Below are 13,007 nucleotides of genomic sequence, written 5' to 3'. Positions count from 1 at the left end.
AGTGCAGGAATTGTGCTAACGATCTTTTTTAGGAGAAAAGTTGGATGAAAGTGAAAATTGTGAATATTACTCCATTTATTTTTTAGAAGTGGCAAGTCTGTTTCTGTACCTAAAAATGTTTTGCATAGTTTGAAAGAGGAAACATTGGATAAAATTGTAGTGCCAACAGAGGTGACTAAATGAGTATAGAATTGACAACACCATTTTTACCATTGGGAAGTGTATTAAAATTAAAAGAAACAGAAAACGACTCATTATATTATTTTATCGTTGCTCGAGCAATTTCAAAAAATGACAAGGGAGAAATTTTTTCTCGCTATAAAGTTGCGCCACGCCAAAAGGAGTTGATAAAAGTTGGTTTAGTAAAATCAAACCAAATGCCAAAGAACAAATTGGAATGAGTAGTAATGTTTTTTTTGGAACTATATCAACAAGTAAAAGAATTAAAGGATCCTTTAACAAGTGGAAAAACAGACAATATGAAACGACTAGATAAACTGTTGGCACTATATCCAAAGGCACTTGTAAATAAATTAATGAAAAATGACGAATTTTGGATGCTTGCAGATAAGTTGCCTTCAAAAGCACAAACAAAATTAATCAATGGCTTAGCCAAGTATGAATCATTTGGGCAAGCTGTAGCTCAAGGGAAATGGATTCCTAAAATAGACACTATTGGTAGAGGCTATCAGTGGTTCAACAAAATGACGAATCCGATAAAAACTTATGTCAGTGAAAGTTTGAAAAATTCTCAATTTATACAAGGTGCTAAGAATTGGGGAGTGGTCAAAGGGTTAGGAACAGCTGCACAAGTAGCGACGTATGCCCAATTAGGCGTGACGTTTGTATCTAGTGGATTCAATGAATATGGGAAAACTGGTAGTATTGGAAAAGGTGCTATTGGTGGAGCGATAGATACGATAAAAAGTATTGGGCCATTTGAAGGGATGACGATAGGAGGAGCTGTAGCGGGACCGTTTGGAGCGGTTGTTGGTGGAGCCATGGGGCTAATGAATAAAGGACTCCAGTTTTTATGGCCGAATAAGTATGATGATATTAAAAATGGTGCTTACAAACTCTATGATAAGACTGCAAAAGCAGTGAGGGATGTCTCTAAAAATATAGGAGAATCGGTGGAACAAAGTGTTGGTACGGTTAAAGGTGTGTATGATTCTGTTCAACAGATAGGTAAAATAATTGGAAAGTCGCTATCTTCAGTACAAGTACCGAAGATCAGCTGTAGTTGGTAAATTATATGAAAAAGCTATTCAGTGCAACATTTGAACAAAGTTTGGAGCTATTAGATGATCAGCTAGTTGTGTATATGATAAATAAAGGCGACCCTAAATTACTTCGAAATAAACCATGGATAAATACTTTTTTTTCAGTATTAATATTTGTTTTTTGTTATTTAATTTCTAGATTATATTATCACCAAGATTTCAATAGTCCTGTTGGGGTGGCAAAGATAAATTTATTTCCTTCATGGACAATATATATATTTTTTTTCTTATGGTTATTATGTATTTTTTATGTTAGAAAATTTGTTTATAGAGAGATTAAGCAAGTTGTTTTTCTTTTAAATTCAAATAACTTATTACTAATAATGATAATAAGTTTAAATTTATTCTTTATAACATTCTTCTTAAAACCATTGACGATAATAGGCATGAGCTTGTTACTGAGTATATTAGTAATGATAGGTTATGTAGTATTTAGAACTAAAAAACGATCATTAGAAAATGTCTTATACGAAACAAAGACTAAGAAAGACAAAACAGATAAATTGGTAGAAAAAGTACTAAAACTGGTGATGAGATATGGATGGATAGTTGTAGTTATAGTTATGGTATGGAAATTAATTTTCCCAAGCAGTAATGAGGTACGAACAGACGTTGTTGGATTTATAGGTTTAGTAAGTATGTGGGTTGTATATGATATAGGATTTATTGTGGCAGAAGCCTATTTATTCTTTCCATATCTTTTACATGGGTATTATAAATATAAATATTCAGAGGAATATCGTGAATGGGAAGATAAAACACAATTAGAATGGTATGGAGAAAAATATTTTAATAAACATATTAAAGGAACAGAGAAGGAGAAAAAAGATGAGCAATAAAACAGAAGAATTATTACCCATCGGTAGCATTGTCTTACTGAAAGAGGGGTTGCAAAAATTGATGATTGTAGGACGTGGAACCATTTATACAGATCAAGAGACTGGTAAAGATACGTTTGCAGATTATATGGCTGTATTATATCCAACGGGATTGAATCCAGAAACAACCATTTTCTTTAATCATGAAAACATCGATCAAGTAGTTTTCAGAGGATATTCAGATGAAGAAGAGTTACGCTTTTTAGAAGTCTATGAAGAATGGAAAAAGAACTTAGAGAATTCTTCAAAAAAAGAGCAACAATCAACGGAAACATTCGGTTTTTAGCTATTTATAAGCGAAAGTATATCAACAAATTTTCTAAATGAGAGTGGGACAATAGTCAGAAAAAATGGCTTTTTGTCAATATGGACTTATGAGTGGCTTAAAATAGCTCTTTGTCAAATGATGTTGGTAAAGAGAAATCTTAGAATAATTTGGGCAGAAAGAAGAAAAACTTCTTTCTGTTCTTTTTATTTGGTTAAAATAGTTTTACCGTGTCGAATCATGATCCGACGTTTGAAATGATAAAAATTTCGAAACCCATAAGCATTGCGTTTTAATACTTTAATAGGGTTGTTTAAACATTCTAGTGGTCCGTTTGAATAACTGTAGCGGAGGGCATTTTGGATCTGTGGCAGAAACTTTTTAAATGTTTGCAAAGTTGTCGCATAAGTTTCAGGTAGTTGGCTGACTTCTCTGGATAAACAATCCTCAAATAGGGAAAAATCTCTTTTCTTTACTGCATAAAGAACATCTTGATATAACTGATAGCCTTGTCGTAGATTGGGACAAGTAGCTAACAATCGGTCGACAATCTCACTTTCAGTTAAGTAATCTTTGAAACTGGCACGCCAAACCCGTTTTTCATCGTTCAACTTTGCTTCTTCTTTTTGACTGAGCATTTGGGAAAAGCTTTTTAACCAATGAAACATAAGGCACATACCTATCAATAACAATGAATTCAACAGCTTTTCGAGTCGCTAAGGAAAACCGAGAAAAATAGCGTTCTAAATAAAGCAATCGTCGATTTTCAACAATGTCTAGTAGTTCGTGCCTTTGTCCATCCATCATAATAAAACTCATGGCACTTGCGACACTTCATTGAGTAATCAAATAATCCAGGAAGGGACCACACAAAGACAATGTGGACACTCTTCGGGCGTGTATTGAAGAGTACCTTTGTAAATCAAGCAAATTTGCCCTTTATATCTTTTTTTGGTTAAACAATTTTCCTCCAAATAGATAGTTATTTAGGGAATCTTTGATAAGCTGAGTATAAGACATCTTGAATCCTCCTATGAATTGGTTCGTCAAATTAATTCTAAAGGATTTCAGGGTGTCTTTTCTATGTTTTTAGATCATAAAAAAGATGTTGGTGAATTTCACCAACATCAAAAAGTATAGAGCCAAAAGAGAAAGAGGAATAGCTTTCTCTTTTTTTTTGTTATTCAAACTTTTATGCTTTACAAGTATCACTAAAACATTTATATTGTTGATAAGTCAATAATTGACAAGTCAACGGAAGGGGGATGGAGATGGATTTAAGAAAACTCAGTCAGTTACTCTATAAAATCAAAATTATCAGTCAAGAAGGATCAGCTTTGTTCGAGAAAGAAACTGGATTCAGTTTGACGAGATATGAAATGCTGATGTTTTTATGGGAAAAAGGCAAATGTTTACAAAATCAAATTCAAACAGATCTGAAAATAGACAATGCGGCTATCTCTAGACATTTGAAGATATTGGAAGAAAAAGGCTATGTTTCACGAAAACGCAATCCAGCGAATAATCGTGAAGTATTTGTTCTACTGACGGATACAGCCAAACGAGAACTGGCTAAGTGTGAAAATAATCATCAACAGTCCGCTGACTCTTTGTGCATTTCGTTGACCGATGAAGAAATCACCGAACTAACAAAATTATTGAATAAACTTTATTAACTACATTAGGAGAAAGAAGAGAGAGAAATGAGCAAAGAATTAGTAAACAATGATTTTTCAAGTGTTGTATTTGGAAGAAAATCCGTTCGTGTATATGATGAAACGGTTAAGATTTCTCATGAAGAAATGTTAGAAATGATACAAGAAACAACAACAGCACCATCTTCAGTTAATATGCAACCATGGCGTTTTGTGGTGGCAGAAAGTGAAGAAGCAAAAGCAAAATTGAAACCATTGATCCGTTTTAATACGAGACAAAATGATACTTCATCAGCTATGGTCATGATCTTTGGAGATATGAACTGCTACGAATATGGGGAAGAAATCTATGACCAAGCAGTAGCAGAAGGTAAGATGCCGGCAGAAGTTCGAGACCAACAACTTGCTGCGATCCTTCCTTATTACCAAAACTTTACACGTGAACAAATGAATGACGTTGTGAAAATTGATGCTAGTTTAGCTGCAATGCAATTCATGCTAGTTGCTCGTAGTCACGGCTATGAAACAAATCCAATCGGGGGATTCGAAGCAGACCAATTGGCTGAAGCTTTTGATCTCGACAAAGAACGTTATGTTCCAGTGATGATCTTATCTGTTGGGAAAGCAGTAGAAGAAGGGTATGAATCTGTTCGATTGGCTCCAGAAAAAATTACAACTTTTAAATAAAGCGAGTGTGGAAAAATGATCGTTATCAATGCAAAATTTTCAATCAAGCCAGAAAAAAGAAATGAATTTCTTGCGGAAGTCAGTGAACTTGTTGCAAGTACAAGAAAAGAAGACGGGTGCTTAAGCTATCAATTGTACGAATCAATCGATATTGAAAATGAATTTGTCATGGTTGAAAATTGGCGTGATCAAGCAGCGATTGAAGGACACAATCAAAGTCCGTTACTTCAACAATTATTTAAAAATATGAGTCAGTATAGTAGTAAGAAGACAGAAATAAATGTTTCTCAAACAGTAAACTAATTTTTTGATTAAAGAAGTTATGTGTTAAATCTATTTTATAAAATGTAACTAAATAATTTCCAGTTCGTCATGGTAAAATGATTGATCATTTACCGTGACGGGCTTTTTTTGTTAATCAATCATTTTTACTAAATAAACAGAATCGGATTTTAAATAACGTTTGTGAATTTTTTTAAGAATGTAAAAATCATAATTTTAATTCCTTAACTAGATATTTTTTTATTTTAACACACAGAAAACCTTGGTTTAATAATAAAATAATCTTGCGAATCTTATATGTTACAGGTAACATTAATATGTAGGTTAAACTACTATTGTTTATTTTAAATAACGTTTTTTAAGGAGGTGGATAATCGGATTCAAGTACATAAATAAAAGTAACCAACCTTAGAATAAAGTAAGAAAAAGCTAGGTTAGCCAAATTTCAAATATAACTGGGGGAGCAGATAAATTAAATGACGAAAAGAAAGCAAAATAAAAAAATAAAAAAAATGAAAACAATTATGAACTCAGCATTGTTGATGACTACTGTAGTGGGTTTGTTAGCACCGAATGTATTAGCAGCAACCAATGTCATAAGCGAAATCGAAATGATTGATGAGATGCAACAACCATCACATGATTCAGGAACATTGGACCTATCCATGCCTGAACCGGAAGTAGGACGGGTATATGTCAATGGGATAGATGTAGATACACAAAAAGTACTTTGGTTTTCAGAGGAAGTCAGTTTTGTCGGAAATGATGTATCCTTATTCGCTGAAATTGTAGAAGGGTATGAATTGATCTCTCCAGATAGAGTGACTATTTATATGGAAACGCCAGAGATGTATCACAATTTTTATTATAAAAAAATTGAAGATAGTCCTGAAGAAAGCTTCTCATCAGTCACTGTGCAGTATTTACATAATGAAACTGGTCAACCGATTGCCGAACCTACGGTAATTAATGATTTAGAGATTGGAACAGAATACATAGGAAATGCACTGGTGATTGATGGCTACACGATCGTAGGGCCTGAAACTTATACAATCAATGTTTCCGAGGATCCAAATAGCAATATCATTACTTTCCGTTATGATGAAAATCCAGTGACTAAAGAAAAAGCAGCTGTAACTGTTAAGTATATTAATGAGAAGGGGGAATCGATTGCTGAAGATAAAATAATAAGTGACCTGGAAGTCGGCTCTACACATACAGAAGAAGCGTTACTTATCGAAGGATACGAATTGCTGAGTACCAAAGTCCAAACGATAGAAATACAAAGCGAAGGCAATATCATTACATTTATATATGAAACTAAGGAAACAACGCCGCCAGAAAATGAAAAAGCCGATTTGACTGTGAAATATATTGATGAGCATGGTCAATCGATTGCTAATGATAAAATAATCCAAGACTTAGAGGTTGGCTCTACATATACGGAAGAAGCGTTACTTATCGAAGGATACGAATTGCTGAGTGCCAAAGTCCAAACGATAGAAGTACAAAGTGATGGCAACACCATTACATTTATATATAAAGCCAAAGAAACATCACCGTCAGAAAATGAAAAAGCCGATCTGACTGTCAAATATATCGATGAGCAAGGTCAATCAATTGCGGAGAAAAAAGTAATAACTGATTTAGAGATTGGGAAGCTTCACAAAGAAGAAGCGTTGCTAATCAAAGGATATGAACTAGTTAATCCGAAGTTAGCGATACAAGAAGTCATGATTGAAAAGGGAACAAACACGATCACGTTTATCTATAAGAAAATCAAAACAACAGTAGCGTTAGCAGAAAACGTTGCTTTCATTTATGGTACAGAAGGAAAACAAATGACGGCGGTTATTCCAGGAGGAACAACGATGTACGTTGTTTTGAACGGGGAAATCATCGGAAAAGCCAAACAAGAAAAGGTCAATTCTTCTCGTTTAGTAGATGTAAAAGTAGAAGAACCGACGACGATTTATTTATCTAAAGCTGTAGCAAATGGGGAAACAGTTCAATACTATACAGAAAATGAAGCCGGAGAAAAATCAGTCATCTCAGAAATTACACGCCAAGAAAAGACGGATCAAACAAATAAACCAACTGAGAATGACGACAACAAACAAGATCAAAGTAAAGTGGATACCGCAACAGAAACGAATAAAAATAAAGAAAGTACCGAAAAGAAAGATTCAAATCAAACGTCAACTTCAAAAAATGGTAGCACCACAAAAAATAATTCTACAGGTACGACCAAAACCACCGTATCTGGAAAAGCTACTTTACCAAAAACAGGAGAGCAACAAAATCGCTTATTACGCAGTTTAGGAATGGCACTTTTAGTAACGGTAATGGGGATCAGTTACATATTAAAGAGAAAAAATAGAATAAAACAAGATTAAAAATCATTCAATGAAAAATAATAAAAAAACACAGACCTCCAGAAGTATCTAGATACCTCCGGGGGCCTGTGTTTTTGTTCTCGCTTCCTGTTTACTAGCAGTGATAGCGGACAGGATACTTATTTTTTCGGGATCGGATAAAACCGTTAATTCTTTATTGATCTATGTGAGTAAACTTTGTCATAATGACTGAGAAATAACCAAAATCTAACTAGTTCAAGGTTGCTTATTGTTCAAATTATGCGCTTTATATGTATCAGTCAGCAGGAAATGCTTAGATTCAATCGTTAGTATAGGAAAATGTTCAGAATCATTCAATTTTATAATGAGACTAGATAATAAAATTTTATCTTTCATTACTTGGTATTTTTTTGTAAGGGATAAGCACGAGATTTTTTGTCTCCGTAGTTTCTTCCTCGCTTAAAGGAGTGAGAATAATCGTTTCATTCTTCTTACTGACTTTGTAAGACATGATGTCACTTTTAGACCAAAGTTCCTTCCAAGTCATTATATTTCCTTTAATCGTATAACGAAACTCTTCTTTTATATGCTTACTGAATTGTTTGATAAATTTCTTCATATGTACACTATTGGATTCATCGTCTACAGAGTAATCGATACTTGAAAAATCTAAGTTAAAACTAGCTTTACGGTTAGAAAAGGTAAGGGTCATTTTGGGATCATCAGTAGAGTCCGTCCCTTCAATTACCCACGCATTTGCTTTTAGATCCTTAACTAAACGATTTGCTTGCTCGTCTTTTTTCCTTTGGCATCCACATGCGCTAAGTAACAACAATGTGAATAAAACCAATAAACGAACGCTCTTTTTTTTCACTTGCTTTCCTCCTTTCTATTTTCTTTAGTGTTCAAGAGAAGAAGACTTGCCCTCTAAGCAAATAAAGAGTTGCGAGTGCTTAAATTAGATAAATAATCTCCTGCTTTTTAGATAATTTATAAAAATTGAAAACGTGGGCTCCTTTCGTTCAGGATCAAATTATTCTTCTCTTATCAGAAATAACGCAACCATTCAAAGATGAAACATGTTTCTCGTTGTGAATATCTCTAAGTTAAGTTTAAAGCTTATCTGATTTCATGACAATCAGAAATTGAAGAAAGAGAATTGATTTTGCTCAGTGACCAATCCAAACCAAACTTGAGAAGATAATGTACAGCGTATTTCAATTTCTGAAAACAAAAAAATGATTCATTCAAAGAAATAATTATAAAAAAAGGAAAAAAATTTGTATATTTTTGGTTAAACTATTGGAAAATAAAAAGGTATTAAATGATGTAGTGAGCGCTGAAATGACGTAAACAAGTTTCAAAATATCTTTTAGTTAGAAAGTCGAGGTCTATCGTTGAGGAGTTGGTTTTACACATCGTTGATTTTCTTTGGTAGTAGGCCAGTTCCTATCTTTTATAATCAATTATTAAATGAGGAGGGGTATGTATGTTTCTAATATTTATGTTTATCTTTTTTATTTCCGCATTCTTACTCTTGATGTATGGCGTAATTAAAAGTCGCAAAGTCACTGTTCCATTTTTTCTGCTACTTTTTTTGGGAACTTATTGTTTCTTCAATGTGGCTAAAGATGTACTAGACGAACTGGATTTGGGAAGCAAAACGTCTTTCAATCAATTAGATGATGATATTTTTGAAATTGACGATTGATGAGATAATCATAAAATGCAGTGAAATTTTTAGCGTTACCAACGATATACTATTAGTAGCTATTCCTCAAAAGTGTAGGTGAATCACCAGAGCAATCTTTATACGACTAGCAGTAACGTAATCTTTTTCTGTGCTATGGAAAAAATAGGACTAGTTTTTTCAAGTAATTGAATAAAAAATTGTTGTGTATATGTTTTGATAGCGGTGAATCTTACTAACATCAAAAGTATAGAGTCAACTTTTATCAACAGTTCGAATTCTGGTCAACTTTCTAGAACAATAAAAAAACTTGCTAAATCATTAATCGATTAAGTAAGTTTTTTTATTGAGAGGGTACAAGAGATAGTGCATTTACATTCGCAGCATGTCGTTTATTACTTTATCAAACGACTAGTAAAATTTTTGTAGCAGATATAGTTTTTACTATATCCATTTAAGGAATTGTGTTATTTAAAACGATGAAGGATTGTATGCAATGAAAATATATTGGATGTTGTATTTGCAAATTCTAAACAAATCATTTTGTAGTTCTGTTCATCGGACTGATGATTTGTAATGAGTCAGAACAATGTACAGGAGAAGCATCAAGGTATTATCGACAAATCAATAAATGTTATGAGCGACGTAGAGACAATCAAATGCACTGTAGTAAAAATGAGAAGAGAGTCGGGGAAACAGAACATTTAGCTGTTGAAAGTCATTTGAAGGATAGCGCTACTTGATTTGAGCAGTAGGATAAATGATTGGTTAGGATATTAATTCTGTATCTCTTAATTTGGCACAACCACTATTAAATCTGTGTTATACTAAGTTATATTTCGAGATAAAGAGGAGTTAATTGGGTGGTATGATTAAAAAAATTAAGAGCAACAGACATTTATTTATTGTTTTATTTTGTATTTTTGGTTTTATGCTTCTTTTAAATAGTATGTCTCCTTTGGTACACGACGATTATTACTATTTTGTAAAGACTTCAAGCATAAAAACAATTTTGTTTGATGAGTATCAACAATATATGACTTGGACTGGGAGATCGGTAGTCCATATTATTTTTCGTTTTTTTACTAAACTTCCAAAAATATATTTTAATGTGTATAATTCTTGCATGTTTTCCCTATTGGTTTATCAAATTATTATGTTTTCTTCCATAGTAAAAGAGCGAACTACTAAGAATGTTTATCTAAAAGCGTTTATCATCTTTGCATTAATGTGGACATTTACCCCAGCTTTCAATAATGTTTACTTATGGTTGGCTGGTTCTGTAAATTATCTCACTGCAATGGTGATTATGTTATCTTTTATTCTGGTTTATCATCGATATATAGCAGAATCTGAAGAACAAAATAATAGTCTTTTTAAAACAATAGGCATGCTTCTTTTAGGTATAGTAGCTGGTTGGTGTAACGAAAATACCTCCGGAGGAACGTTGTTCATTGTTATAGCATATACTGTTCTTTCCTATTTTTATAAGAAGAAAAAAATTGAAAAATGGATGATCGCAGGTATTGTTGGAAATATTGTAGGTTTTCTTTTTATGGTTATGGCACCTGGGAACGATATCAGAGCGACTTATTTTCATAGAAGTACGCTTTCAACTGCTTGGAAAATTCTTGATGCAATCCCTGCAATCAGTCATGCGTTACAGGATAATGCCATGTTCCCTCTAACGATAGGATTAGCTTTGCTTGTTTTATCATACTTAAATAGTAGTTTTACACTTAGTAATATTCTAAGTTCGTTATTTTTCGTGGGAGGTATATTGACAATAGGAGTGCTTGCAATTTCTCCAACTGCATTATCTTGGTCTAGATCTTATTTTGGAGGAGTTATTTTTCTTTTCATATCTATAGTAATTAGTCTTTTTGAATTATTAACAAATTTTGATAGAAGCAATAAAGTTGTTTTTTCTATGATTTTCAGTTATTTACTAGTTAGTTTTTTATTATTGTTTTTCAATGGAACTGCAGACATCTATAAAAATTATGTAAGTTATAGTCGCCAAACTGAATCCATTAAAAAGCAAATGAAGAGTGGCGAAATGGATATAGTTGTTCCACCATTAAATTATAAGACACAAACAATTTATCCAGTTCACAATGATGGTGATATTACTATGGATAAGAATAACGAGAGAAATAGAAGCGTTGCTGCATATTGGGGAGTAAACAGTATTCGACTAGAAGAAAAAACAGAATAGTGGATTCAAATATTTTTCATTTCATATATGAATGTTCGGACACGATTTAGGTCGTGTCTTTTTGTTTCCATATAATTTTAGCATGAATCAAAAAATAGTTGAGTGGGACCCAATGAAAAATCAGCGTGAGAGATGAATCTTTCGGACTTGAAAATGAGCTTGAATAAATTTCATTTAACGAAAACTACCGAAAATAAAAAATGCCTAAATCCTTTTAAAATAAGGATTTAAGCATTTAGTGAAATCTACCGAAATCTCACAATGGAGACGGCGGGAGTCGAACCCGCGTCCAAACACATCGCCACTTAAAAATCTACGTTCATAGTCAACTCATTTGTGGTTTCGCTTTACAGCTTGCCGAGTGACAGGCATTCTGTATCGCTAGTCTGATGATCTCTTTAACAACTTACAGACGGAAAGTTGTCACGTATCCCACTAAATTTGAGACCCTTACTCGAGCACATGGGCGATGCCGAGAGGATCTACGCTAACTGTTTTTAGGCAGCTAAAGCGTAAGAGTTGTTTTCGTTTTTAGCAGTTATATTTAACTGTAACGTTTTAACGTAGACGTAACCTACGAAACGCAATTCAAGCTCAAACTGTGCCTGTCGAATCCGTAACGTCCCCGTTATAAACAAGGGTTACGTGTATTTTTCATACAATTAATATTATAGCACAAAATTGAATTTTTTCAATGAGAAACGATCACGGAAAAAGCAAATCGTCCGAAGTATCAAGAGATGATTCTCAATAGCTAATACTGTAAAAAATCATCTCTCAGTTACTCGGAAATATACATCGTATCTAGTTAAAAAGCTTTCAACATTCACCTGATATTGGCTAGATGAATCACCTTTCTACTAGCTAGCATCCTTATCAGCAGAATTTCATCGTTTTTCGATTAAAAATCAAATCAAGTCAAAATGTTTGAGCGCATGAACGATTCCGCCCTCAGTGTTTTTCTTTGTAATAAAAGTGGATAGTTCTTTGAGATCATTATAAGCATTGCCCATCGCGATCTTGTTGTCGCATGCTTCTAACAGTGCAAAGTCATTTGGTCCATCACCAAATCCAAATGTAGGCACATCAACAAGGTTTAATTCTTGTTTTAAACGTTTCACTCCTGCACCTTTCGAGATTCCTTTTTTGACCGTGTCAATCGAGTAAGGACCATTTCGATAAAAAGTTAGATCAGGAAATTGTTCATGATAATATTCATCCCCAGATTGAGAGAGGATAAGTAACATATTGATTGGATGATCCAAATAAGCTTGCGGATTGATTTCTGGTACATTTGAATGGATAAAGTTATAGGCATCAATCATCGTTTGTGTGTGTGCGGTACACCAAATATGTTGATGGTTATAAAATGAGAGCTGGTGCCCTTGTATTTGGACATGTTCGAGCATCTTTTGACAGTCTTCAGTTGCGATTATTTCAGAATGAACTTCTTGACCATCCACGCTGATGTAAGAACCATTCATCGTAACTGCAGAGGAAATACCAGCATCTGACATGATATGTTTGATTTCAGCTTCAGTTCGTCCAGTTGCTATGACTGGCAGGACGTTATTTGCCTGTAGTGCTTGCATTGCTTCGGCCACTTCTGGTGTGATTTTTGATTGAGCATCTAACAGTGTTCCATCAAGATCAAAAAAAGTAATTGCACGATAATTTGACACAAAAAAAACC

General features: G+C 33.5%; 11 protein-coding genes, 1 other RNA gene and 2 pseudogenes. 10 read left to right on the top strand and 4 right to left on the bottom strand.

Annotation, left to right across the window (positions count from 1 at the left end; genetic code table 11):
* Window positions 1–179: 179 nt before the first annotated feature.
* From IGJ23_RS08890 to IGJ23_RS08875, 4 genes and pseudogenes are all read left to right on the top strand, one after another.
* Window positions 180–401, top strand: a complete 222-nt coding sequence (locus tag IGJ23_RS08890; protein WP_438774865.1) for a hypothetical protein — start codon at window positions 180–182, stop codon at window positions 399–401.
* Window positions 323–1,250: pseudogene (locus IGJ23_RS08885) on the top strand (hypothetical protein); the annotation flags it as partial. The gene IGJ23_RS08890 and the pseudogene IGJ23_RS08885, both read left to right, overlap by 79 nt.
* 5 nt (window positions 1,251–1,255) lie before the next feature.
* Window positions 1,256–2,122 carry a DUF4176 domain-containing protein gene (locus IGJ23_RS08880; RefSeq protein WP_438774864.1) on the top strand — a complete coding sequence of 289 codons (867 nt, stop codon included), beginning with the start codon at window positions 1,256–1,258 and terminating at the stop codon, window positions 2,120–2,122.
* The gene (locus IGJ23_RS08875) at window positions 2,112–2,447 is read left to right on the top strand and encodes a DUF4176 domain-containing protein (RefSeq protein WP_438774863.1); all 336 of its coding nucleotides are present in this window, start codon (window positions 2,112–2,114) and stop codon (window positions 2,445–2,447) included. Before IGJ23_RS08880 ends, IGJ23_RS08875 begins: the two co-directional genes overlap by 11 nt.
* 185 nt (window positions 2,448–2,632) lie before the next feature.
* Here the strand turns inward: IGJ23_RS08875 and IGJ23_RS08870 are convergent.
* Window positions 2,633–3,257: pseudogene (locus IGJ23_RS08870) on the bottom strand (transposase); the annotation flags it as partial.
* Window positions 3,258–3,697: 440 nt separating this feature from the next.
* Between IGJ23_RS08870 and IGJ23_RS08865 the strand changes: the two are divergent.
* The 4 genes from IGJ23_RS08865 (at window position 3,698) to IGJ23_RS08850 (ending at window position 7,446) form a co-directional block, all read left to right on the top strand.
* Window positions 3,698–4,102 (top strand): MarR family winged helix-turn-helix transcriptional regulator, encoded by a 405-nt coding sequence (locus tag IGJ23_RS08865; RefSeq protein ID WP_010737892.1) that lies wholly within the window; start codon window positions 3,698–3,700, stop codon window positions 4,100–4,102.
* A 27-nt stretch (window positions 4,103–4,129) separates the two neighbouring features.
* On the top strand, window positions 4,130–4,768 hold the full coding sequence (locus IGJ23_RS08860; RefSeq protein WP_010718426.1) for a nitroreductase family protein: 639 nt from the start codon (window positions 4,130–4,132) through the stop codon (window positions 4,766–4,768).
* Window positions 4,769–4,783: 15 nt separating this feature from the next.
* A complete protein-coding gene (locus tag IGJ23_RS08855) occupies window positions 4,784–5,071 on the top strand; it encodes a putative quinol monooxygenase (RefSeq protein WP_063627329.1) in 288 nt (95 codons plus the stop codon).
* A 455-nt stretch (window positions 5,072–5,526) separates the two neighbouring features.
* Complete coding sequence (locus IGJ23_RS08850; protein ID WP_207431897.1) at window positions 5,527–7,446, top strand: MucBP domain-containing protein; 1,920 nt, start codon at window positions 5,527–5,529, stop codon at window positions 7,444–7,446.
* A 346-nt stretch (window positions 7,447–7,792) separates the two neighbouring features.
* On the opposite strand, the gene IGJ23_RS08845 is transcribed toward IGJ23_RS08850, so the two are convergent.
* Entirely contained in the window at window positions 7,793–8,281 is a 489-nt protein-coding gene (locus IGJ23_RS08845) for a hypothetical protein (RefSeq protein WP_207431899.1), read from the bottom strand.
* A gap of 615 nt (window positions 8,282–8,896) precedes the next feature.
* On the opposite strand from IGJ23_RS08845, the gene IGJ23_RS08840 reads away from it, so the two are divergent.
* Window positions 8,897–9,118 carry a hypothetical protein gene (locus tag IGJ23_RS08840; protein ID WP_053766632.1) on the top strand — a complete coding sequence of 74 codons (222 nt, stop codon included), beginning with the start codon at window positions 8,897–8,899 and terminating at the stop codon, window positions 9,116–9,118.
* 847 nt (window positions 9,119–9,965) lie between these two features.
* Entirely contained in the window at window positions 9,966–11,315 is a 1,350-nt protein-coding gene (locus IGJ23_RS08835) for a DUF3329 domain-containing protein (RefSeq protein ID WP_034700773.1), read from the top strand.
* Window positions 11,316–11,574: 259 nt separating this feature from the next.
* On the opposite strand, the gene ssrA is transcribed toward IGJ23_RS08835, so the two are convergent.
* Together ssrA and IGJ23_RS08825 are read right to left on the bottom strand one after the other, a co-directional pair.
* Window positions 11,575–11,942: a transfer-messenger RNA gene (gene ssrA, locus IGJ23_RS08830) on the bottom strand.
* Window positions 11,943–12,223: 281 nt separating this feature from the next.
* Window positions 12,224–12,997, bottom strand: a complete 774-nt coding sequence (locus IGJ23_RS08825; protein WP_010737850.1) for a Cof-type HAD-IIB family hydrolase — start codon at window positions 12,995–12,997, stop codon at window positions 12,224–12,226.
* Between the last annotated feature and the right edge of the window lie 10 nt (window positions 12,998–13,007).

The sequence above is a fragment of the Enterococcus sp. DIV1682a genome (assembly GCF_051711005.1).
Taxonomy (GTDB): domain Bacteria; phylum Bacillota; class Bacilli; order Lactobacillales; family Enterococcaceae; genus Enterococcus_B; species Enterococcus_B hirae.
This window is presented reverse-complemented; position numbering and strand designations above follow the sequence as displayed.